Genomic DNA, 23,174 nt, shown 5'->3' on the forward strand with positions numbered 1-23,174 from the left:
AATTACGCCATGTAAATGCTAATCTCTAATTAATTATACTTGCGTATTTAGAGTAGCTTGGTCAACAGCAACACCTGCGCCCATAGTTGTTGAGATGCTTACTTTCTTCAAGTAAGTACCTTTTGCTTGAGAAGGCTTAGCTTTCTTAAGCGCAACAAGAAGAGACTCAAGGTTTTGTTGCAACTGCTCAGCAGTGAAGTCCACTTTACCGATAGTAGTGTGGATGATACCGTTCTTATCATTACGGTAACGAACCTGACCAGCTTTAGCATTTTTAACTGCTTCTGCAACGTTAGGTGTCACAGTACCAGTTTTAGGGTTTGGCATAAGACCACGTGGACCTAGGATTTGACCTAGTTGACCAACAACGCGCATTGCATCTGGAGAAGCAACAACAACGTCAAAGTTCATTTCGCCTTTTTTCACTAGTTCAGCAAGGTCTTCCATACCAACTAAATCAGCACCAGCTTCTTTAGCAGCATCAGCGTTAGCACCTTGAGTGAATACAGCTACGCGAACGTCACGACCAGTACCGTGTGGTAGTACAGTTGCACCACGTACGTTTTGGTCTGATTTACGTGCATCGATACCAAGGTTAACAGCAACGTCAACACTTTCAACGAACTTAGCTGTTGCTAATTCTTTAAGCAATGCAACTGCTTCATTGATTTCGTAATCTTTAGTAACATCCACTTTTTCGCGGATAGTACGCATACGTTTAGTAAGTTTAGCCATTTCTATTAACCCTCTACGTTCAAGCCCATTGCACGTGCAGAACCTGCAATCGTGCGAACCGCAGCTTCTAAATCAGCTGCTGTTAAATCTGGACGTTTAGTCTCAACGATCTCTTCAAGTTGAGCACGTGTAACAGTACCCACTTTCTCAGTGTTAGGACGGCCAGAACCAGACTTGATACCTGCAGCCTTCTTAAGAAGGTAAGATGCAGGAGGTGTCTTCATGTCGAACGTGAAAGAACGATCATTGTATACAGAAATAACAACAGGAACTGGTGCACCTTTCTCGATAGACTCTGTACGTGCGTTGAACGCTTTACAGAATTCCATGATGTTTACACCGTGTTGACCTAGTGCAGGACCTACTGGAGGACTAGGGTTAGCCATACCAGCAGCAACTTGTAGCTTGATTAGAGCTTCAACTTTTTTAGCCATGATAATACCTCATTAGGTGGGTCTTAGCCTTGTGCGCGCGAGGACGCGTACTCAAACGGCTTCCCAATTAATAAAAAACTTTTTGCTTTTACAAAGACTTTAAGTCTTCGTGTACAAAAAGGCCGCTGATTATAAGTTAACCAGCGGCCTTTTTCAATAGCTCTCGCTTGAAAGAATTATTTATCTTTCTCAACTTGACCAAATTCTAGGTCAACCGGCGTAGAACGACCGAAGATCAGTACCGATACTTTTAAACGGCTCTTTTCGTAATCGACTTCTTCAACCACACCACTGAAGTCAGCGAATGGGCCATCAGTAACACGAACCACTTCGCCCACTTCAAATAAAGTCGCAGGTTTAGGTGCTTCGGCGTTTTCTTGTAGGCGGTTAAGAATACGGTCAGCTTCTTTTTTGCTAATCGGTGCTGGGCGGTCAGAAGTACCACCAATAAAGCCCATAACACGCGGCGTGCTGTTCACTAAGTGCCAGCTCGCATCATTCATATCCATCTCAACCAGTACATAACCTGGGAAGAATTTACGCTCAGATTTACGCTTTTGACCCGCTCTCATTTCAACTACTTCTTCAGTAGGGACCAGAACTTCACCAAAGCTATCTTCTAAGCCTTCAATCTTAATGTGCTCAATGATGGTTTGAGCTACGCGCTTTTCAAAACCCGAAAACGCCTGAATTACGTACCAGCGTAATTTCTTTTCTTTGTTCTCATCCGACATGGGATCAGATCTCCAATCCAGTTAAAAAGCCAACAACTCTGAATAAAATGCCGTCGAGACCCCAAAGGATCAACGCCATTACTACTGTCGCAGCCATTACGATAAATGTAGTGTGAGTTGTTTCTTGACGCGTAGGCCAAACAACTTTACGTACTTCAATGCGAGACTCTTTTGCAAAGGCAATAAAAGTACGCCCTTTCTCAGTGGTAGCTGCTACACCTAGTGCAGCGGCTATCGCAACAACCACACCGATGGCTCTTACCAACACAGACATATCTGCATAAAGATAGTTGCCAACTACTGCGCCCGTAAGTAGCGTGATTGCAATTAGCCATTTTACCATGTCTAAAGAGGTAGACTGGTTTTCTACATTAGTGCTCATAATTTATTTTACCTTAAATACAGACACAACAACCCTGCATATAACAGGGTTAATCCATTAAATCCAAATTTATAAATAAGCGCTCAACGTTGAAAACACATTATTTTAGATTTGGACTCTACTGTATGAATTGGCAGGGGCGGCAGGACTCGAACCCGCAACCATCGGTTTTGGAGACCGCTGTTCTACCAATTGGAACTACGCCCCTGCAAAGTGGATGCCCATTATACTGACGAACAATTTGAAAACAAGAGTAAAAGATGTGCAAACACAAAAATCATCAAAACTCTCCGCTGTCATTGATAGGATGGGTCCAAAAATATGCGTTTCAAATGTCTAATCTAAGTAAATCTGGGTTATAAAAATCTGTTAATAACCAAATTTGTTCAAAAGCATGATCACTTGGGCAATCGAGTCGGCCAACAATGGCGGTAAAATCTTCATGATGCCACAAAGTACTGGCGTTTCGGATCAGCAGCCAAGTTCGCTTTGAATGATATCGTTTGAGTGCCTTTTGTTTTAACAAGCGCTCTAAGGCAAATTGCAAACGCCTTTCTGTTGGCGCTTGCGCCATTGCTGCAAGCTCTCTTTGGGTTTGTAACGATAAGGGTCTACCTAACACCGCCATCGCTTCTTTTTCACTGCCGTATAGGTGGGCAACTTCTATATCCAGTCGCTCTTCCCCTTGGTAGCAACTAATATCGGGCATATTGGGTTCATTGTGCCAAATATGCCGCATAGGAACACCGTAGTGTTGCTCATAGCAACGTAAAAATAACTTTGCAGCTTGGTGCTCCAAATGTAACTTTTCTAAATCACTTTCGCGCAGCGGTGATTGTTTCATGTATATCCGTTAGCAAACTTGAGGCACCAAAGCGAAAATGCTCCGCAGTGAGCCAATCAGAACCCATTATTTGCTCTGTCAGCCTTAAGTAATCACCAGCTTGAGCAACCGTTTTAACGCCACCGGCAGCCTTGAAGCTAACCGCTTTTTCAGAGCGTTTAATACAGTTAAGTATAGTCTTAGTTGCATCAAGTGTGGCATTTATAGGCACTTTTCCCGTGCTGGTTTTTATAAAATCCGCCCCAGCCAGAATTGCAACGTCACAAGCTTGCGTGATGAGTGCTTCAGTCTCAAGTACACCACTTTCGATGATCACTTTTAACTTAGCTTTGCCTTTACACAAGGCTTTGCTTGAATTGACATATTGCCAAGGAGTATCAGGGTCTCCGGCAATCAACTGCTGATAAGGTAGCACCAAATCAATTTCGTCAGCACCCGCATCGAGTGCTAGTTCCGTCTGGGCTAGCACCGTCTTCAAAGGCTGCTTCCCATCAGCAAAATTGGTCACGGTAGCCACTCTGACGTGCTCTAAACGGCGTTCAGCCAACAGATGCTTTGCCAAAGCAATAAACTTGGGAAACACACAAACCGCCGCTGGAACACCCAATGTAGGGTCTATACTATTAATCAGTGACGCGATGGCCTGCTCATCATCGTTTTCATTTAACGATGTCAAATCCATTAAGCTTAATGCCAACTTAGCATCTTCGTACAATGCCATAATTTTATTCTCATTTGGTCAATCTCATGGTTAGTTAAAAGCATAAGGCCAAATCCCCACAGGACATATGTCCGCAAAGCTGTTTGACAAATAAATGTTATGCTGAATAACTCATAACCAAACACTATAAGCAGGATATAAAACAAACTTTTGTGGCGCAATGCACTGTAAATAAAGCCTTAAGCCATTTTGAAAGTCAATATATAACTTTTGGTTATATAAACTAGGTTTTAATTATTTTTTACTCTGCTTGTACCACTATATTCTGCTTCCCTGTTCACCACTTTGAGTGCATCGTGGTCACGTAAACATAGTGTTTTGGAGCTAACCGTGCAGTATTTACCCATTTTCACCAAACTAGACAATAAACCGGTTCTCATCGTCGGTGGCGGTGATGTTGCGCTTAGGAAATGCCGTGCATTTATTAAAGCGCGCGCCCACATTACCCTTGTCGCTCCACAATTTTGTGACGAATTGAAAGCACATGCAAATAGTGGTGAAGTGGTTTTAGTAACTGACTTTTTCACAGCAAAGCACCTTGAGGGGAAAATGCTTGTCATTGCAGCAACTGACAACGATGAAGTAAATAACCTGGTCTTTGAGCTGGCCAATGCACAAAACATTTTTGTTAACGTGGTTGATGACCAACCAAAGTGCACGTTTATTTTTCCCTCTATCGTTGATAGAGATCCAATCACCATTGCCATTTCCAGTGCTGGCACCGCTCCCGTGCTTGCAAGACGTTTGCGCGAAAAACTTGAGACCTTGATCCCACAGCATATTGGTCCACTCGCCAAGTTAGTGGGCAGCTTTAGGGAGCATGTTAAAGCGCGCTTTAAGCATTTTGCAGACAGAAGACAGTTTTGGGAAAGCGTGTTCGATTCGAGTGTGGTGAGTAAAGTGCAAGCAGGTGACACACCAGGTGCAACGCAACAATTACACGACATGCTTGAGGCCAAGCCAGAACCTGAAGGCGAAGTTTATATTGTTGGTGCTGGTCCGGGCGATCCCGAATTATTAACCTTAAAGGCATTACAGTTAATGCAACAAGCCGATGTGGTGGTTTATGATTATCTTGTTTCAGATGAAATAATGGACTTAGTGCGCCGAGACGCAGATTTAGTCTGTGTTGGTAAACGTCTGGGGAATCATAGTGTAAAACAAGAAGATACCAATCAAATGCTGGTCGATTTCGCAAAACAGGGTAAAAAAGTGTGCCGCATCAAAGGTGGCGACCCATTTATTTATGGCCGTGGCGGAGAAGAAGTACAAGTGCTTGCAGCAAATCAGGTACGCTATCAAATTGTGCCAGGTATCACCGCCGCTGCTGGCTGTAGCGCCTATGCTGGGATCCCGCTCACTCATCGAGATCATGCTCAAGCAATCCAGTTTGTTACAGGGCACTGTAAAAAAGATGGCCAAGAGCTTGACTGGCCTGCTTTAGCTAAACCAAATCAAACTTTGGCCATTTATATGGGCGTGATAAAATCGCCACATATTCAAGCACAATTGCTGAAGTATGGCCGCGCAGGTTCAACCCCGGTCGCTATCATCGAAAACGGTACCCGTAAAGAACAACGGGTAGTTAGAACGCAGCTGAGTCAATTAGCAGAGCAAATAGAAGCACATAAAATTGTCTCCCCCGCGTTACTCATTATTGGCGAAGTTGCTGCGCTCCATGAGCAACTGGCCTGGTTCGGACAAACAGCTCAAACCAGTAGCTTTGCCCAGCCAATTACTGATGTGGCATAAACAAATTATTTAATTTTAATATTTAATGTAGGACGACTACCATGGCTTTGACACACCTTCAGCAGCTTGAAGCTGAGAGTATAAAGATAATTCGCGAAGTCGCCGCTGAGTTCGAGAACCCAGTTATGCTTTACTCTATCGGTAAAGATTCCTCGGTACTTTTGCACCTAGCTCGTAAAGCGTTTTATCCCGCTAAAATTCCATTTCCATTGTTGCATGTAGACACTGACTGGAAATTTCGCGAAATGATTGAGTTTCGAGACCGCCTAGCAAAAGAGTATGGCTTTGAGCTATTAGTACACAAAAATCCAGAAGGCATAGCAATGGGTGTGGGGCCATTTACGCATGGCTCAGCAAAACACACTGATATCATGAAAACCCAAGCACTAAAACAGGCGCTAGATAAGTATGGTTTTGATGCCGCTTTTGGAGGAGCTCGTCGTGATGAAGAGAAGTCTCGAGCAAAAGAGCGAGTTTATTCATTCCGTGACAAACATCATCGTTGGGATCCTAAAAACCAACGTCCAGAACTGTGGAATACGTATAACAGCCAAGTTAATCCGGGTGAGAGCATCCGTGTATTTCCTTTATCAAACTGGACTGAACTAGACATTTGGCAATATATCTATCAAGAGAATATTGAAATGGTACCGCTATATTTGGCTAAAGAGCGTCCTGTTGTTGAGCGTGATGGTACCTTGATCATGGTAGATGATGAACGTATGCCACTAGAAGAAGGCGAAGTACCGCAAATGAAATCGGTACGTTTTCGTACCTTAGGCTGCTATCCACTTACAGGGGCGGTTGAGTCAACGGCCAGTACATTAACAGAAATTATTGAAGAAATGCTGCTATCAACATCGTCTGAGCGCGAAGGTCGAGTCATTGACCACGACTCATCAGGTTCGATGGAGAAGAAAAAACGTGAGGGGTACTTCTAATGTCGACAGCCAATGAAGTTAGAGAGTTAGGAATTGACGCATATCTTGCTCGTCAGCAAGATAAAAGCTTATTACGCATGATGACTTGCGGCAGCGTAGATGACGGTAAGTCGACCCTGATCGGCCGATTACTACACGATAGTCATCAAATCTATGAAGACCAACTAGCAGCACTTCATAAAGACAATGAAAAGGTCGGTAACGCAGGCGAAGAGCTTGATCTTGCCCTGTTAGTGGATGGATTACAGGCTGAGCGTGAACAAGGGATCACGATTGACGTTGCTTACCGTTATTTCTCTACGGCAAAACGCAAATTTATTATTGCCGATACCCCTGGGCACGAACAGTATACCCGCAATATGGTGACCGGTGCTTCAACCAGTGATCTGGCTATTATTCTTGTCGATGCTCGTTTCGGTGTGCAGGTGCAAACCAAACGCCACAGCTTCATTTGTGATTCATTGGGTATAAAACAGTTTGTTGTTGCCATTAACAAGATGGATATCTGCGACTTTGATGAAGCTGTTTTCAATCGGATCAAAACGCAATATTTAGAATTCGCGAAGCAATTAAATGTAACGGACATTAAATTTGTACCGATGTCTGCGCTTAAAGGTGATAACGTGGTCATGCGTTCAGAGCACACACCTTACTACACCGACAAACCACTGCTTGAGTTATTAGAAGACTCACCTGCAGCGGCGGCCAATACTGAGTTTGAAGCTCGCTTCCCGGTGCAGTATGTGGTGCGTCCTAACCTTGATTTTAGAGGCTTTCAAGGCACATTGACCTCAGGAACGTTACAAGTTGGTCAGGCTGTAAAAGTATTACCATCAGGAAAAAGCTCTAGCATCAAAGAGCTGGTAACCTTTGATGGCAATTTAGAACAAGCTGAAACAGGTCAAGCATTTACCATTACATTAAACGACGAGATTGATGTAAGTCGCGGAGATGTCATTGTAACAGCTGATTCAACGGCCGAGGTGACTAATCTTATTCAAGCGAAACTTGTTTGGATGCACGAAGCACCTCTGGTGTTAGGTAAGAGCTATAACTTTAAGCTAGGCAGCAAAAATACCTCTGCCATCGTCAAGCGCATCGATCATACAATTGATGTCAATACACTTGAGCACGGCCAAGCAGATTCACTGCAACTAAATGAAATTGCTGTCGTTACGCTCGAACTAACAGAAACGATTGTAGCCGATATCTATCGCAATAATCGCGAAACTGGTGCATTCATTCTGATTGATAGGCTGAGCAACCTAACGGTGGGTGCCGGTATGGTTGAGGCTTTATTGGCAGCACAAGAAGCATCACAGTCTCAATTTAGTGAGTTTGAAATTGAACTTAATGCATTGGTACGCAAGCACTTCCCACATTGGCAAGCGCTGGATATCAGTCAACTTAAGTAAACAAGTAACGCCTGTTATTAGGAGCGTCTTTAGATGTATGAACAAATCGTTTTAACAGGCATTATGTTAGCGTTAGTCGGCTGCCTTTTTGGCACCCGACTCAAACCAGCGTGGTTATTTGTCGGCGCGATAAGCGTAAGCTACCTAGCAGGTTTAATCGACCTTGAAGGGATGTTAGTTAATTACGCTAACCCCTCACTGATCACGCTTGTACTGCTTATATTGGTGTCAATTGCCATTGAAAAGACCACACTGATCCAAGCTTTAGCACACTCTCTTGCGAAAGGGAGCTTGTCACGTTCGGTCATGAAACTGGGGCTATCGACCGCCTTTTTGTCATCTTTTACCAATAATACTGCCGTCGTGGCATCGCTCATATCGGCCATTAAAGAAAGCCCAACGCATTCGCCCTCTAAGCTCTTACTTCCTTTGTCCTATACTGCTATTTTAGGGGGGACACTAACTCTTATCGGCACTTCCACCAATTTAATCGTCAATGGCTTTGCAATTGATGCAGGTATGGCGCCACTGGGCTTTTTTGATTTTACCCTCATTGGCTTGGGCGCTCTTTTTGTTGGCCTGATCACCATTATGATATTGCTGAAGTACCTACCCGATCATGGCACTGATGACAAAGAAGTGGTGCCTTTTTATTTAGAAGGCAAAGTGCAAGCAGGCTCCAAACTGATTGGTCGCACCGTCGAGGAAAACGGTCTTCGTGACTTAAAAGATTTATTTCTCGCCGAGATCATTCATGGCGATCGCCGTATTTGCGCGGTCACCCCACAGCAAGTGATCCAAAAAGGTGATGTTTTATTGTTCGTGGGTGATATCAAATCGGTGCCTTTATTATCACGCTTTGACGGCCTTAAAATCGTTCATGATAAGCATGAAAAAGATGTCGAACATTTGGTAGAAGTGGTCATGAGCCAGTCTTCTAAATACATTGGTAAAACGGTAAAAGAAGTGCGCTTTCGCGAGCAATTTCATGCTGCTGTTATTGCTATCCGCCGTGGCCACGACCGCTTACAAGGCGGACTTGGGCAGGTACGACTACAAGCTGGTGACTCATTAATACTCGCTCCTGGCAGCCAGTTTTATGAGCTTCCTGATTTAAAGCGTGAATTTGTTTATATTTCAGGCTTAGATCTGCAAACACACTTAAAACCTAAACAATCAAACTTTGTATTAGCAGCTTTTGGCAGTGTATTAGCATTAAGTATTTTTGACGTTGTGCCACTGGTGAAAGGCCTAATGGTGTTACTGCTTTGCTTATTTTTAATGGGCACAATTAAGGTCAGTGAGCTAAAGCGTCGCTTTCCTATCGAACTGCTTGCCATCGTAGGCAGTGCTATAGGACTGGCTAAGCTCATGATCAATACCGGGCTGGCTGGACAAATTTCCGACGCCTTATTTTATGTGCTGGGTGATTTTGGACCTTACGGCGCTTTCATCGCTATTTTTGTGATGACAGTTGTATTTACAGAGCTCATTACAAACAACGCCGCTGCCGCATTGTCTTTCCCTGTTGCGTACGCGCTAGCGATTGGCTTTGATGTCAGCCCATTACCTTTTGTAATGGCGGTAGCATTTGGTGCATCTGCGAGCTTTATTTCCCCGTTTGGCTACCAAACTAATTTAATGGTTTATAGTGCAGGAAACTATCGCATTAAAGATTACGTGACGATGGGACTACCCTTATCGATCATTTATTCAATCACCGTTTTAACCTTAATCCCTTTGGTTTTCCCTTTTTAATAGGCAAGTAATATGGACGAGAATATAGTTTGGCATAACTATGCCGTTGACAAAGTACAGCGTAGCGAGCAAAAGCGCCATAAGCCTTGCGTATTGTGGTTTACTGGCTACTCAGGCTCTGGTAAAAGCACGGTTGCAGGTGCACTTGAAAGTGCCTTACATCAACAAGGCGTTCATACATATTTACTCGATGGTGATAATGTTCGCCACGGTCTGTGTAAAGACTTAGGATTTAGTGACGAAGACCGAGTTGAAAATATTCGCCGCGTGGGTGAACTCAGCAAGCTCATGGCTGATGCTGGTTTGGTCGTCTTAACCGCCTTTATTTCACCGTTTCAAGCAGAACGTGATATGGTACGTTCGCTGTTAGACGACGGCGAGTTTATTGAGGTATTTTTAGATACGCCATTAGATGTATGTGAACAACGCGACCCTAAAGGCTTATATAAAAAAGCCAGAGCAGGTGAAATCAAGCACTTCACGGGCATTGATTCAGACTATCAAGTACCCGTTAATCCAGAAGTAATTCTTGATACCAGTAAAAACTCGTTATCTGACTCTGTGGAGCAATTAGTCGCCTACCTAAAAACTAGAAACATCATAGGATAAGTTATGAACCAGACCGATCTGTTGGAAGAGATCTTGTTACTAGCGCGTAAAGCGGGTGACGCCATCATGCCAATTTATGCCAAAGATTTTAATATCGAGTACAAAGCTGATCAAAGCCCAGTAACCGATGCCGACTTAGCGGCCCATAAAGTGATAGTCAAAGGTTTAAAAGCGCTTACCCCTGATTTGCCCATTTTGAGTGAAGAGAGCGCAAATATAGACTGGCCAACAAGACAGACTTGGCAGGAATACTGGCTGGTCGACCCCATTGATGGCACCAAAGAGTTTATTAAGAAAAATGGTGAGTTTACAGTGAACATAGCGCTTATTAAAAATGGCAAGCCTATTTTAGGTGTAGTTCACGCCCCTGCACTCAACGAGAGTTACTTGGCTGCCGAGGCCATTGGCGCATTTAAAGAGTGCGGTGAGGCACGGATTGAGCTTAAGGTGACTGAAAAAGCCAATAAAGGCACAATCAATGTTGTTGGCTCTCGTTCTCATCCGTCCCCCGATTTAGCCGCCTACCTGGAACAATTTGATGATGTTGAGATGGTACCTAAAGGTAGTTCACTGAAGTTATGCTTGGTTGCCGAAGGGCAAGCGGATATATACCCAAGATTAGGCCCTACCAGTGAATGGGATACCGGTGCAGGTCATGCCATTGCTGCTATTGCCGGCGCTAAAGTAACTCAAGTTGACGGTAGTCCATTACTGTATAATCAAAAAGAAAGCTACTTAAATCCCTACTTTATCGTTTCTCGATTAGCAGATTAACTAAAGCCTAAATTTAACCCGCAATACAGCGGGTTAAATTTATACATTCCAGCTTTTTAAATACCATATAAAGTACGCATCGCTTGATGATCAATGCCAAACTGACGCTCAAACCAGCTGTTAACATAGTTGTTGCTTGGCTCAACTTTGGCGCATCTTAGAACATTTTCCGCATTCAGATCCGCTCGCTGTACCTGACAATACTGTTGCTGCCATAGCTGGGTTAACGACTGTTCAAAATCCTGAGTTAAGTACGATAAATATGAAGAAAACAGCGCTTTTTGATCTAGAAATACGGCTGCCTTAGGTTGCAAATCAGCCTCGGCGAAATTAGCGCTATGACTTGTTGTTTGGTTGCTTTTACTATCCATGTGTTGGTTAGATAGCAACATGCCCGCAAGCTTCCCTCGATAACTTAATCGCGCAGAGTATGACTCATGATAATCAACTAGGGGATAAATATACACACGCTCAACATCAACCTTCACTTGTTTATTACTATCATTTGGGTCTTGTCTTAGCTCTTGCACTAGATAGCGCTTTTCTTGCTGCTTGTGGGTACTGCGTCGCTGATATTCAACATCGGCTGTAATGGTCATATTGAGTGCTTGCGTACTTTTTGGTGAGTACCAGATGCTACGTTGAAAGCTGTCTTGCAACTGACTAATCGCCCCATCAATTAATTGCTGATGAGCACGCCTCTGCGACGTATTGAGTTGGAGGTTTTTGTTCAGAGTGAGGCTTGCAAAACGCGCATTATCATATTGATCCACGGATAAGTTTTGTTTAACTTGCCATACTGAACAATATTTTTGCGTTAGCTCATATAAAAAGAATCGCTGCCCCTGCACTTGCTCAGCCAACGCTGCACATTTATGCCTTGCTACTTGCTTTAACTGCTCCTGATACAGAGTAAAAGACGAACCGAGTTGCGCATTTGCAATTAAAAGCGCGTATTTGTGCTCAAACCATCGAAACTGATCTGGGTAGGTGCCATTGGCCAAGCTTTCCCCCCGCGCTTTGAGAAATTGCTCCGCGTAGCGAACTTCTTCGCTTTGTGTAGCCGCCTGCGCGCCCATAGCTTCTAAATGCCAAATACTCTGATTACGTAAAATTGACTCAAGCTTGTCTGCCGCACCGACATGATTTGAGGCAAGCCTAAGCATGCGAACTTCGATAAGACCTCTATCAATGATTTTATGACGAGCCTGATTGAGGCGCTGTTGCGCTTCTACATCATTGCTGTCTTCCTCTAAAGCTTTTTGATAAAACTCAGCGGCTTGCTGATACATCCCTTGCTCGTACAGTTTGTCACCCTTTTCAACTAAACTGGTACAGGCACTGAGCAATAAGAAACTCCCCAAAAATACTAGAGCTCGAGCCATAAAATATTTCCCTTTTAAGTTCAAACTTATTCATTCTTTATCATGACTTTAAAAATCATTGTAGCTAATCGAGGCCCATTAAGCGATGACTAAAATAGCGCCAAATTACAACTTTTTGGCTAAGCTTACAAAATACAAGTAATAGAGGGTTGAACTATGCAACAATTCTGGCGCCGCATTACACTCTGCTGTTGTTTTTTATTCTCAACCAACTTACTTGCTAATGATCCCACAGGTAAAGCTCATATCTACACTGAAGACTTTCCGCCTTATCAAAAATTCATGGGTCCCGGGAAAATTGGAGGAGTTGCCACTGAATTAGTCAAATCACTGTTCGAACATAGTAAGATTGATTACAAAATTCATGTATTACCGTGGTTTAGAACCAATCATATCGTGACTCATACTCCAAACACCTTCATTTATTCACTCGCGCGCACCAAAGAGCGTGAGAAACTCTATCATTGGATTGCTCCCCTGTGTCAGATAAACGTGTCTTTCTACAAATTAAAAGCAAGAAAAGACATTGAAATCAATAACATTGAAGATGTTAAGCAATACATCGTTGCGGTCGCATCTGGACAGCCCACAGAGCAACACTTGATTGAGCAAGGCTTTAGCCAAGATGATAACCTTGTTATTTTAGCCAGCCACCAACAAGGTGGATTAATGCTCAACAAAGCACGTGTTGATTTATTGTTTGGTGCCGACTTGTTTATAAAAAACGTCGAAAGGTCTCTGGGCCGAACTGACGAGTGGGAACGCGCTTACATTTCTACCCATTTGAGTAAGCGCATGTATTTAGCGGCTAATATTGAGACTGATGAAACGCTTATAAGTCGGTTACGTAAAAGCTACAGCGTACTGAGCAATAAACTTAAAACCAATTCACGCTGTGAACAAGCGCTCACAAAACAATAGTTACGCTTTAGAAGCCATCCGCGTTTGTACTTTATCAAACGCATGCGTCAGATACGTATCACTTGCCTGCACGCCAAAGTAGCGCGTTAGTAAAGTTCGCAGCTGTGTAACATCAGCTATCACTTGCTCTGTTTGAGTATCTGTTTGCTCGTTGGTATAAATAAAGCAATTGTTGCGAATCAAATAGCGCTGCCCATCTTCAATGCGTGATACAACTAAGTTATTCACAAAAGCGGCGTCAGGATGTTGATGACTATAAAAGTGGCCGACTTCGCAATCGCTCTCAAATACTTGTGCCAAATCGATTTGATACAAAGCGATAGCCTCTGGCACATTTTGCGCAATAGTCACAAGCCCCTCACTACAGGTGACCTGATATTGATTTACACCTTCAATCACAATTTGACTGCGGTCGATCTCAATAGGAATAATCGGTGCTTTTACACCAAACCCGACTTCAATCGTATAGGTCTTTTCGCCAAAGCACAGTAAGGTTACACGATGCGTACGAGGATTGTCTGCTCGTCCATTTAACATTACTCGCGCCAACGCTGGCCTTACGTCATAACCGAGTGCCTCTAACACTAAATACATGATCCGGTTATGTTCAAAGCAATACCCGCCTTGGCGTTTGGTGACTAACCTTTCAAACAATGACTCTGCCTCAAGTGATAAGTAAATACCTTGCATCGCGTTAATGCTGCTAAAGCTGAAGGTTGCTAAATGTTGCTGCTGTAATTGTTCGACGAGCTCAAAACTACCAATGGGGGCGGTGAGTTTTAAGCTTTCTAAATAGTGTTTTATATAGCTTGGCAAAGTGTGAGTGTGTGTATTTAACATTGTTATGTCCTTGAGTATGTGTCAGTCTGTTTGCCAAGATAAAAGCTAAAGTTAAGTTGAGGTCAATATTTTTTTTGTGCCTTTTTCTGAGATTAGGCATACTAGGTTTCAACTGTAAAAGACTAACATTAATTACAAAAAACATGACATTAGAAACAGATAGGCTATTCATCAAGAGACCTGAAGTCGGCTTTGCTCATGCCGTTGCATCGTTTTATACAAGAAATAAAACCTTCTTTGCTCTTTCTCAACCAGCGCGAGATGAGTATTTTTTCACTCGTGAATATTGGCATGAGAATTTGGCAAATTTACAAACAAGTTTTGCAAATAATACCCAGTATCAGTTTTATCTTTTTGAAAAAAACAATCCTGACATCATAATTGGCCAAACTAACATTTCGGGTATTCAAAGAGGACCATTCCAAGCTTGTTTTCTCGGTTATCAACTTGATGAACAAAAAAATGGTTTAGGCTTGATGAATGAAGCACTTGATAGTGTGATCACATGGCTTTTTCAAGAAAAGCACATGCATCGAATTATGGCTAACTACATGCCATCCAACGAAAGAAGTGCCTCACTTCTAAAAGCGCTAGGCTTTTCAGTAGAAGGTTATGCTCGAGATTACTTACATTTAAACGGTCAATGGCAGGACCACATCTTAACCGCGCTTATTAATGATGAATATAGTGCAAAAGGTTAGCGACTTGAGTGAAGCGAATACGCTCTTTTTGCGCAAGGTGAAGTGAGCCGTTCTAACAATCGCTGAGGGATTCACTAACGACCGCCACGAGACTCACAACGCCAGAAGGCACTTCGCTTATACCAGTCCGCTTAACTAAGTAGTCTATTTTGAAGCAAGAAAACCTTGTCGATAGCAAGGCAAAAATTTCGTTATTTAGTTGTTCTAAATGAGAAGTTTTTTACGCAGCTGTCGTCAGGTTTAATCCTTCAAAAGGATTAAGTGTTATTGCGGATTGGTATTATACCTACCTTGCCCCAAATTTCAGGCATTAAAAAAGGCCACCGAAGTGACCTTTTTTACAATGCTTATTGCATCACTATTGTTGATTACTCAACGATAGTTGCTACAACACCAGCACCAACTGTACGGCCACCTTCACGGATAGCGAAACGTAGACCTTCGTCCATCGCGATTGGTACGATTAGGTCAACAGTCATCTTGATGTTGTCACCTGGCATTACCATTTCTACGCCTTCTGGTAACTCAACGTTACCTGTTACGTCAGTTGTACGGAAGTAGAACTGTGGACGGTAGCCTTTGAAGAATGGCGTGTGACGACCACCTTCATCTTTAGAAAGTACGTATACTTCTGAAGTGAACTTCGTGTGAGGTGTGATTGAACCAGGCTTCGCTAGTACTTGACCACGCTCAACTTCGTCACGCTTAGTACCACGTAGAAGTGCACCAATGTTCTCACCCGCACGACCTTCGTCTAGAAGCTTACGGAACATCTCAACACCTGTACAAGTTGTCTTCGTTGTATCTTTGATACCTACGATTTCAACTTCGTCGTTCACGTTGATGATACCCGCTTCAACACGACCTGTTACTACTGTACCACGACCCTGGATTGAGAATACGTCTTCGATAGGCATGATGAATGGCTTATCGATGTCACGCTCTGGCTCTGGGATGTAAGTGTCTAGTGCTTCTGCAAGCTCAACAATTTTGTCTTCCCACTCTTTCTCGCCTTCTAACGCCTTAAGCGCAGAACCTTGGATTAGAGGTAGGTCATCACCTGGGAAGTCATACTCAGAAAGTAGTTCACGTACTTCCATCTCTACTAGCTCTAGAAGCTCTTCGTCGTCAACCATGTCACATTTGTTCATGAATACGATGATGTAAGGTACACCAACCTGACGAGAAAGTAGGATGTGCTCACGTGTTTGAGGCATAGGACCGTCAGTAGCAGCAACTACTAGGATCGCGCCGTCCATCTGTGCAGCACCAGTGATCATGTTTTTAACATAGTCAGCGTGTCCTGGACAGTCTACGTGTGCGTAGTGACGAGTTGGTGTATCGTACTCAACGTGTGAAGTTGAGATTGTGATACCACGCTCACGCTCTTCTGGAGCGTTATCGATTGATGCGAAGTCTTTTGCTTCACCACCGTATACTTTTGCAAGTACGTTAGTGATTGCTGCTGTTAGAGTTGTTTTACCGTGGTCAACGTGGCCGATTGTACCAACGTTTACGTGTGGTTTTACGCGTTCAAACTTTTCTTTTGCCATGACGGAACCTATCAGTTTTGTGTATCTAGATTACATATAAAAATAACCCGCCATACGCGAGCTAAGATTATTCTTTCAAGTTTTTAATGACAAATCAAAGGAAGTATTTGGGAAGATTCTTGAGACTGGTGCTGATAGGCAGATTTGAACTGCCGACCTCACCCTTACCAAGGGTGCGCTCTACCAACTGAGCTATATCAGCACACCAGAATACTGGAGCGGGCAGCGGGAATCGAACCCGCATCATCAGCTTGGAAGGCTGAGGTAATAGCCATTATACGATGCCCGCTTTAGGAACCTGTTCTTAACTACCTCGAACCGTCAAGAATAAAGTGGTGGAGGGGGCTGGATTCGAACCAGCGAAGGCAGTGCCGTCAGATTTACAGTCTGATCCCTTTGGCCGCTCGGGAACCCCTCCACGAAACAATTCTTTCCTAAAGCACCTGCATATTGCAGTGTAAAAAATGGTGCCGACTATCCGAGTCGAACGGATGACCTACTGATTACAAGTCAGTTGCTCTACCAACTGAGCTAAGTCGGCACTGCTTTAGTACGGGGCGAGATTCTAGAGCAAGGTTTAGGGCGATGCAACAACAATCTGCAAAAAATTGATAAATTCTTGCCTAAGTGCTCACATTTGCGGCAATAGTGCGCTAATACATTCAAATTTGAATGCTTTTACGCCAGAATGCTAAGCCCTGCAACACTAAAAAATCATGATATCGTGCGTCACAATTCAATTGCTGGGAAATTAATTCACCATACCCACCAGCACAGATGACCTTCAAATTGCCTTTGTCGTCTCCAACTTGCTCAATAGCAGCATAGACAGCACCTAAAGTCGCCACTAGTGCGCCGTTTTTAACCGCGTTAGGGGTGTTTTTTCCAAGCTCATTGGCAAAAGGGCTCTGATGATCGCTAAATACTTTCTGCGTATTGGCTACCAAACTATCAATCATCATATCTAACCCTGGTAAGATCCATCCCCCTAGGTGGTGTCCTTCGGCGTTCAGAATATCCACTTTTGATGCTGTGCCCGAATCAACTATTACGCAATTTTGTTTAGGGTATAAGTTGTAGCATGCAACAACAGTCAACCACCTATCGATACCAAGGTTGTGATAATGTTCATAAGCACATTGCAATGGTCCCAAATTAGGCGTTACATACGCCTGTATTACATCAATACCCAACGCTTGAGCTTTATCTATGTAAGGTGATAATGCATCCGACTTACCTACTTGGGCCACCAGCACCTCTGATATATCAGCCCAAGGCACTTGCTCATCAGATATAATTTGAATATCGTCATCACGCGCAATAGCCAACTTTACCGCAGTATTGCCCACATCAATTAATAAGCGCATTATTCATCCTTACGCAGTGAAATTTCACCACCAAAATAACTTTTTAACACGCCGTCTTGGCGCAGTACGATACCACCTTGCTCATCAATACCCTCACACACACCCCGCCACTGACGTTGTCCTGTGCTAAGAGTGACCATCTCGCCGACAAAGGCATTGAGTGAATTCCATTGCGCGCTCATCTGAGTAAGCCCACTAAGTTGATATTTCGCTAAGCGTGCAGCTAATCGTTGAGTCAGCACGGCAACCAACTGATTCTTGTCTATGCTACCGACATGGCTTGATAAGTCGGTCCAAGGCTGATTTATTTGCGCTGATGCCCCATCTGGCATCAATAAATTAATGCCAATACCAATGACTAAATGACAGGGCCCCTCAACCTGGCCATCCAGTTCAACCAACACCCCAGCCAATTTCTTATTGTTAAGGTAGATATCATTTGGCCACTTCAGTGCCACATCTAAGTTATAGAGCACCTTGATTGCATCATATACCGCCAATCCAACCGCAATAGACACGCCCATTGCCGCCTGCAATCCATCATCTAAGCGCCAATAATAGCTGTAATAAAGATTCGCCCCAAATGGTGATTGCCAAGTACGTCCCCGTCGCCCGCGTCCTGCTTGTTGCATCTCAGAAACGAGGATTTGCCCAGACTTCAAGGGCTGTCCATTTTGAACTCGGCGCATCAACTCACTATTTGTCGAATCTATAATAGCCTCAACTTCCACCAAGTTATCGCACTCTAAATGTGCTAGCTGCTCAATAATTTGTGTTTTTTCCAGCAAAGGTAAGCTGTGGTTTAAACAATACCCTTTACCACTGACGGTAAAAATATCAATGCCCATTTCTTGTAGCGACGCGATATGTTTTGATACTGCGGCGCGGCTAATTCCCAGCTGCTCGCCCAACACCTGCCCCGACACAAAGCCTCCTTGGTTTAGTGCGTTTAAAATAGCTAATTTATTTCCTTCCGGTGCTTTACTCACACACAACTCCTTGAATATGCACTTCGTTATCATGGCCGAGTAAACGTACTTCGTGCTCTAACCTTACTGCAAATCTTTCCCATACTTGCTGCTGAATATACTTAATCATCGTGACTAACTCATCTGCACTACCGTTACCTTGGTTAACCAGCACCAATGCTTGCTGGTGATACACCGCTATGCCACCTATTTGATGTCCTTTAAGTCCTGCTTGTTCTATCAACCATCCAGCCGCTAGTTTTTGCTGAGCATCATTAACATAATAAGTAGGTATATCAGCAAATTGCTGCTTTAACTTACTCGCATGCTCATTACTCACCACGGGGTTTTTGAAAAAGCTGCCTGCATTTGCCAGCACACTGGGATCAGGTAGTTTACTTTGCCTGATAGCAATCACTGCCTGACACACCTGCCAAGCACTAGGGTGGGTATGTTTGAGGTGTTGCAATGGTCCGTAGCTAAGTTCAGGCTGCCATTGTTTAGTTATTTTTAAGCCCACCTGTGTGATCACAAAACAACCCTTTAATGCATGCTTAAAGATTGAGTCGCGATAGCCAAACTGACATTGCTCTGTGTTGAGCCTCACTCGTTGTTTTGTTTTTATATCAAACCCTTCAACATACTCAACGAACTTTGCCAGTTCCACACCATAAGCACCGATATTTTGCACTGGCGCAGCGCCCACTGTGCCTGGTATGAGGGCTAGGTTTTCTAGCCCTGCAATCCCCTTTTCAAGCAACTGTAGCACCAGTTGATGCCAATTTTCTCCTGCACCCACCTCAATTGACCAGTACTCGTCATGCTCATGAATGGCTATGCCTTTAAGCCCTAGTTTGATCACCACCCCGGCAAAGTCCTCAATAAAAACGCTATTGCTACCCTCTCCAAGTAAACAAAATGGCTTTGAAAAATCTATCTCCATGAGTTGCTGCCAACGAGAGATTGTTATTAGCTGCAAACACTGGCTGGGTAACGCAAAGGTATGTAGAGACTGTAAAGCGTGCACTCGATGGCCTTAACAAATAATCTAAGTTGCGCTAGTTTACCTGATCACTTCACTAGGCGCATCCATGTGTGATCTTCTCAGCAAGCGTGTTATAACATGCGCACTAACACTCAATAATGAGCAAGGATATTATGAAATTAACTGCCTTCGCGACCAGCTTAGCCCTGGCCGGACTCTCACATACTGTTATGGCAACCGCTGTTGACCAACATACTTACGCCAACCTCAATGATGTGATCTCCACGCACTTACATTTAGATTTAGATGTAGATTTTGCTGATAAGCAACTCGAAGGCTTTGTTGAGCACACATTAGCATGGCAAAATGCCAGCGCACGCACCTTAGTGCTTGATACCCGTGACTTAGAAATCGACAAAGTTATGTACCAAGGTCGCAATGGACAATGGCACAAAGCCAATTTTTCTCTTGCAAAGCGTGATGATGTAAAAGGTGCCAAGCTCACCATTACATTCAACGAACAAGCTAAAAAAGCACGCATTTACTACAATAGTTTGCCAAAAGCATCTGGCCTGCAATGGCTAACCCCTGTGCAGACAGCAAGTAAAACGCATCCATTTATGTACAGCCAATCACAAGCTATCCACGCACGCAGTTGGATCCCAGTACAAGACACACCCGCGATGCGTGTTACCTACTCTGCACGCATTCAAACACCAGATGATGTGCGCGCAGTAATGAGTGCTGACAACAGCGGTGCACTCATTAAAGATGGTGACTATTGGTTTGATATGCCACAAGCGATCCCACCTTACCTCATTGCAATTGGTGCTGGTAACTTAGAATATAAAGAAATGTCGCATCAGACGGCGATTTTTGCTGAGCCACAAATACTTGACGCATCGGTTGCTGAGTTTAACGACACACAAACCATGATCAACAAAACCAACGCCATGTATGGTGAATATGCTTGGGGCCGCTACGACTTATTAATGCTGCCGCCAAGTTTCCCATTTGGTGGTATGGAAAATCCTCGCTTATCTTTTATCACCCCAACAGTCGTTGCCGGTGATAAAAGTTTAGTAAACCTTATTGCTCATGAACTGGCACACTCTTGGTCTGGTAACTTAGTGACTAATGCCACATGGGAAGATTTATGGCTTAACGAAGGTTTCACCTCATATGTTGAAAACCGTATTATGGAAGAAGTTTTTGGTCGCGAGCGCGCAGTCATGGAACAAGCACTGGATGCGGCAGGTTTAAAAGAGTTACTCAAAACCATCGACGAGCCGGATACGCGCCTCAATTTAAAACTTAATGGCCGTGATCCTGACGATGCATTTAGCTCTGTGCCTTATACTAAAGGGCAATTATTCTTAATGTATTTAGAAGAAAAATTTGGCCGCGAGAAATTTGATGAGTTCGTTAAAGGATATTTTAAAACATACTCATTTAAATCTCTGACAACGGCTGAGTTTGTTCAGTACCTCAATAAGCATTTACTAGAAAAACACCCAGGCGTTGTTAGTTTAGAAAAAGCAAAAGAGTGGATCTTCGCACCAGGTTTACCTAGTGATGCACCCAATCCAACATCTGATGCATTCGAGAAAGTCGATGCACTGACTCAAGCGTGGCTAAAAGGTGACAAGTCATTAACTGAGTTACCTACAGATCAATGGACAGTCCATGAGTGGTTACACTTTATCAATAACCTACCCAGAGATTTGGACGTTACACGCATGGCTGAGCTAGACAATGCCTTTAACTTAACTCACTCAACAAATGCTGAACGTGCTTTTGCTTGGTATATGCTTGCGGTTGGCAATGGCTACGAGGCAATCTACCCTGCACTTGAAAAGCACCTCACCAGTATTGGTCGTCGAAAACTCATTGTTCGCCTGTACAAAGCACTGGTTGAAAATGGCAAACGTGATTGGGCCTACGATGTGTATCAAAAAGCACGCCCGGGTTATCACTCACTTGCACAAGGTTCAATTGACGCTATTTTCAAAAAATAGGCGTTTAACCCCCTCTCAAAGGGCCTTCATTGGCCCTTTATTTTTTCTAAGAATGCTGCGCGCTGTGAATCATTCGCTTGTTGCCACCAAAACTCTAGCATTGAATACGCATCAGGGTGTGACACTCCTTTTGGCTGGCGCACTGCGCTTACGGATGGTGTTACAGTATCGCTGGGTTGCGCGGCCAAAGAAGCGACTGGTTGGTGTTGAGTGCCATCATTGATGTTCACTGGCATTTGCTTGATATGTTGTAATGATACCACTTGATTATCTGGGCCCTGTATCTTAACACTCGGCTTTTTGGCAAATTGCTTAGCCAGTTCAACGTCAGCAGGGCGTTTGAACAACACTTGATAGATCCCCTGCTGGCTTATCGTCATGGTCACCCAAAACGGTTCTGACTCAACCACCTCATGTTCATCATAATCGAGTTCATACAAGTCACTATACTTAAGCTTTAGTGCGTATTTCCCTGGCGTCAGAGTTAACTCGGTAACCTTACTAAATAATGAGTGTTCCACTGCTTCATCGTTAACCTGCAGTGGGTAAAGCTCTTGTGAAAAGTTCACTGTAGCGCTGTGCGCATCCGCTAAGTAACCACTGCTCCAAAAGGCCAAGAACAAAAAAGCTGCCCGAATATTCATACCATCCCCTATCAATTTAACCCACTGTTATGACATGCAGTTTGACAGTGCGAGTAAACTTTGTCATTAGTGTAACGATTAAACCTTAGTATACTTGATATGCATAAGTAACAATTTAATAACCACTTTTTTAGTAGGACCTAACATGACCGATAGCACCATTTTTGACAAAATTATCAACAAGGAAATACCGGCCGACGTCGTATATGAAGATGAACATACACTCGCGTTTAAAGACATTAATCCGCAAGCACCCTTTCATGTTTTGGTGATCCCAAAACAGCGCATAGCAACAATCAATGATGTTAATGAACACAACTCACATCTCATTGGTAATCTGTATGTTGTGGCAGCTAAACTTGCCAAAGAGCACGGCTTTGCCGATGATGGTTACCGCGTAGTCATGAACTGCAACGAAGATGGCGGACAAACGGTATATCATATCCACCTTCATCTATTAGCAGGCAAACCAATGGGTTGGCCACCATATCAGGATAGGAAAAAAGAACTAATCTAAAATATTCTATGTTAAATAATGTAAACAGTTAAGTTATTATTTATAAAAACAAAACTTTATTTATTTCAAACCGTTAACTTTACATAGAGATAAGTTGTTACTGTTCATGGATTTATTGAACAGTAACATATAGCAAATACTTCTAAATTGTGATGAAAATACTAATACAAAAGGGC

The 23,174-nt window shown here is 43.4% G+C and carries 23 protein-coding genes and 5 tRNA genes; 10 read left to right on the forward strand and 18 right to left on the reverse strand.

The features are described 5' to 3' along the window. Window positions 1-33 precede the first annotated feature (33 nt). The 7 genes from rplA to deoC form a co-directional block, all read right to left on the reverse strand. On the reverse strand, window positions 34-735 hold the full coding sequence (rplA, locus tag GDK41_RS16005) for a 50S ribosomal protein L1 (protein WP_152087337.1): 702 nt from the start codon (window positions 733-735) through the stop codon (window positions 34-36). 5 nt (window positions 736-740) lie between these two features. After that, complete coding sequence (gene rplK, locus GDK41_RS16010; protein ID WP_152087338.1) at window positions 741-1,169, reverse strand: 50S ribosomal protein L11; 429 nt, start codon at window positions 1,167-1,169, stop codon at window positions 741-743. Window positions 1,170-1,345: 176 nt separating this feature from the next. Then, a complete protein-coding gene (gene nusG / locus GDK41_RS16015) occupies window positions 1,346-1,903 on the reverse strand; it encodes a transcription termination/antitermination protein NusG (protein WP_152087339.1) in 558 nt (185 codons plus the stop codon). 4 nt (window positions 1,904-1,907) lie between these two features. Further along, a complete protein-coding gene (secE, locus tag GDK41_RS16020) occupies window positions 1,908-2,285 on the reverse strand; it encodes a preprotein translocase subunit SecE (RefSeq protein WP_152087340.1) in 378 nt (125 codons plus the stop codon). Between the two features lie 131 nt (window positions 2,286-2,416). Next, window positions 2,417-2,493: transfer RNA gene (locus GDK41_RS16025), tRNA-Trp, on the reverse strand. 120 nt (window positions 2,494-2,613) lie between these two features. Beyond that, window positions 2,614-3,129: a hypothetical protein gene (locus tag GDK41_RS16030; RefSeq protein WP_152087341.1), complete on the reverse strand. Its 516-nt coding sequence runs from the start codon at window positions 3,127-3,129 to the stop codon at window positions 2,614-2,616. Beyond that, window positions 3,101-3,850: a deoxyribose-phosphate aldolase gene (deoC, locus tag GDK41_RS16035; RefSeq protein ID WP_152087342.1), complete on the reverse strand. Its 750-nt coding sequence runs from the start codon at window positions 3,848-3,850 to the stop codon at window positions 3,101-3,103. The genes GDK41_RS16030 and deoC overlap by 29 nt, the downstream gene beginning before the upstream one ends. Before the next feature lie 330 nt (window positions 3,851-4,180). Here deoC and cysG point away from each other — a divergent pair, with 330 nt between their 5' ends. The 6 genes from cysG to cysQ are packed head-to-tail and all read left to right on the forward strand — an operon-like array spanning window position 4,181 to window position 11,099. Further along, window positions 4,181-5,602: a siroheme synthase CysG gene (cysG, locus tag GDK41_RS16040; protein WP_152087343.1), complete on the forward strand. Its 1,422-nt coding sequence runs from the start codon at window positions 4,181-4,183 to the stop codon at window positions 5,600-5,602. Between the two features lie 41 nt (window positions 5,603-5,643). Beyond that, complete coding sequence (gene cysD / locus GDK41_RS16045) at window positions 5,644-6,543, forward strand: sulfate adenylyltransferase subunit CysD (protein WP_152087344.1); 900 nt, start codon at window positions 5,644-5,646, stop codon at window positions 6,541-6,543. After that, the gene (cysN, locus tag GDK41_RS16050) at window positions 6,543-7,958 is read left to right on the forward strand and encodes a sulfate adenylyltransferase subunit CysN (protein ID WP_152087345.1); all 1,416 of its coding nucleotides are present in this window, start codon (window positions 6,543-6,545) and stop codon (window positions 7,956-7,958) included. The genes cysD and cysN overlap by 1 nt, the downstream gene beginning before the upstream one ends. A 33-nt stretch (window positions 7,959-7,991) precedes the next feature. After that, window positions 7,992-9,716 carry an SLC13 family permease gene (locus tag GDK41_RS16055; RefSeq protein WP_152087346.1) on the forward strand — a complete coding sequence of 575 codons (1,725 nt, stop codon included), beginning with the start codon at window positions 7,992-7,994 and terminating at the stop codon, window positions 9,714-9,716. A gap of 12 nt (window positions 9,717-9,728) precedes the next feature. After that, window positions 9,729-10,325, forward strand: coding sequence for an adenylyl-sulfate kinase (gene cysC / locus GDK41_RS16060; protein ID WP_152087347.1), 597 nt, complete (start codon window positions 9,729-9,731; stop codon window positions 10,323-10,325). Between the two features lie 3 nt (window positions 10,326-10,328). Continuing rightward, window positions 10,329-11,099, forward strand: coding sequence for a 3'(2'),5'-bisphosphate nucleotidase CysQ (gene cysQ / locus GDK41_RS16065; RefSeq protein ID WP_152087348.1), 771 nt, complete (start codon window positions 10,329-10,331; stop codon window positions 11,097-11,099). A gap of 56 nt (window positions 11,100-11,155) precedes the next feature. Here the strand turns inward: cysQ and GDK41_RS16070 are convergent, their stop codons facing one another. Continuing rightward, the gene (locus tag GDK41_RS16070) at window positions 11,156-12,484 is read right to left on the reverse strand and encodes a tetratricopeptide repeat protein (protein WP_152087349.1); all 1,329 of its coding nucleotides are present in this window, start codon (window positions 12,482-12,484) and stop codon (window positions 11,156-11,158) included. Window positions 12,485-12,640: 156 nt separating this feature from the next. Between GDK41_RS16070 and GDK41_RS16075 the strand changes: the two genes are divergently transcribed. Further along, window positions 12,641-13,405: a substrate-binding periplasmic protein gene (locus GDK41_RS16075; protein ID WP_152087350.1), complete on the forward strand. Its 765-nt coding sequence runs from the start codon at window positions 12,641-12,643 to the stop codon at window positions 13,403-13,405. Here the strand turns inward: GDK41_RS16075 and GDK41_RS16080 are convergent, their stop codons facing one another. Then, the gene (locus GDK41_RS16080) at window positions 13,406-14,245 is read right to left on the reverse strand and encodes an arylamine N-acetyltransferase family protein (protein WP_152087351.1); all 840 of its coding nucleotides are present in this window, start codon (window positions 14,243-14,245) and stop codon (window positions 13,406-13,408) included. A 143-nt stretch (window positions 14,246-14,388) separates the two neighbouring features. On the opposite strand from GDK41_RS16080, the gene GDK41_RS16085 reads away from it, so the two are divergent. Next, window positions 14,389-14,946 carry a GNAT family N-acetyltransferase gene (locus GDK41_RS16085; protein WP_152087352.1) on the forward strand — a complete coding sequence of 186 codons (558 nt, stop codon included), beginning with the start codon at window positions 14,389-14,391 and terminating at the stop codon, window positions 14,944-14,946. Window positions 14,947-15,314: 368 nt separating this feature from the next. Here GDK41_RS16085 and tuf read toward each other — a convergent pair whose 3' ends face one another. The 8 genes from tuf to murB form a co-directional block, all read right to left on the reverse strand. Beyond that, on the reverse strand, window positions 15,315-16,499 hold the full coding sequence (gene tuf, locus GDK41_RS16090; protein ID WP_152087331.1) for an elongation factor Tu: 1,185 nt from the start codon (window positions 16,497-16,499) through the stop codon (window positions 15,315-15,317). Between the two features lie 126 nt (window positions 16,500-16,625). Then, window positions 16,626-16,701 (reverse strand) — tRNA-Thr (locus tag GDK41_RS16095). Window positions 16,702-16,713: 12 nt separating this feature from the next. Continuing rightward, window positions 16,714-16,788 (reverse strand) — tRNA-Gly (locus GDK41_RS16100). 44 nt (window positions 16,789-16,832) lie between these two features. Next, a tRNA-Tyr gene (locus tag GDK41_RS16105) sits at window positions 16,833-16,917 on the reverse strand. A gap of 47 nt (window positions 16,918-16,964) precedes the next feature. Further along, window positions 16,965-17,040 (reverse strand) — tRNA-Thr (locus tag GDK41_RS16110). 121 nt (window positions 17,041-17,161) lie between these two features. Continuing rightward, on the reverse strand, window positions 17,162-17,866 hold the full coding sequence (locus GDK41_RS16115) for a type III pantothenate kinase (RefSeq protein WP_152087353.1): 705 nt from the start codon (window positions 17,864-17,866) through the stop codon (window positions 17,162-17,164). Then, complete coding sequence (gene birA, locus GDK41_RS16120) at window positions 17,866-18,855, reverse strand: bifunctional biotin--[acetyl-CoA-carboxylase] ligase/biotin operon repressor BirA (RefSeq protein WP_232056483.1); 990 nt, start codon at window positions 18,853-18,855, stop codon at window positions 17,866-17,868. Before birA ends, GDK41_RS16115 begins: the two co-directional genes overlap by 1 nt. Beyond that, entirely contained in the window at window positions 18,848-19,861 is a 1,014-nt protein-coding gene (gene murB / locus GDK41_RS16125; protein ID WP_152087355.1) for a UDP-N-acetylmuramate dehydrogenase, read from the reverse strand. The genes birA and murB overlap by 8 nt, the downstream gene beginning before the upstream one ends. A 131-nt stretch (window positions 19,862-19,992) precedes the next feature. On the opposite strand from murB, the gene GDK41_RS16130 reads away from it, so the two are divergent. Further along, window positions 19,993-21,837: a M1 family metallopeptidase gene (locus tag GDK41_RS16130; RefSeq protein WP_152087356.1), complete on the forward strand. Its 1,845-nt coding sequence runs from the start codon at window positions 19,993-19,995 to the stop codon at window positions 21,835-21,837. A gap of 26 nt (window positions 21,838-21,863) precedes the next feature. On the opposite strand, the gene GDK41_RS16135 is transcribed toward GDK41_RS16130, so the two are convergent. Next, window positions 21,864-22,481 (reverse strand): DUF2057 family protein, encoded by a 618-nt coding sequence (locus GDK41_RS16135; protein WP_152087357.1) that lies wholly within the window; start codon window positions 22,479-22,481, stop codon window positions 21,864-21,866. 145 nt (window positions 22,482-22,626) lie between these two features. On the opposite strand from GDK41_RS16135, the gene GDK41_RS16140 reads away from it, so the two are divergent. Beyond that, window positions 22,627-22,998 (forward strand): histidine triad nucleotide-binding protein, encoded by a 372-nt coding sequence (locus GDK41_RS16140; protein ID WP_152087358.1) that lies wholly within the window; start codon window positions 22,627-22,629, stop codon window positions 22,996-22,998. Window positions 22,999-23,174: the final 176 nt, after the last annotated feature.

Origin of the sequence: Pseudoalteromonas sp. A25 (assembly GCF_009176705.1) — a bacterium.
Classification (GTDB): domain Bacteria; phylum Pseudomonadota; class Gammaproteobacteria; order Enterobacterales; family Alteromonadaceae; genus Pseudoalteromonas.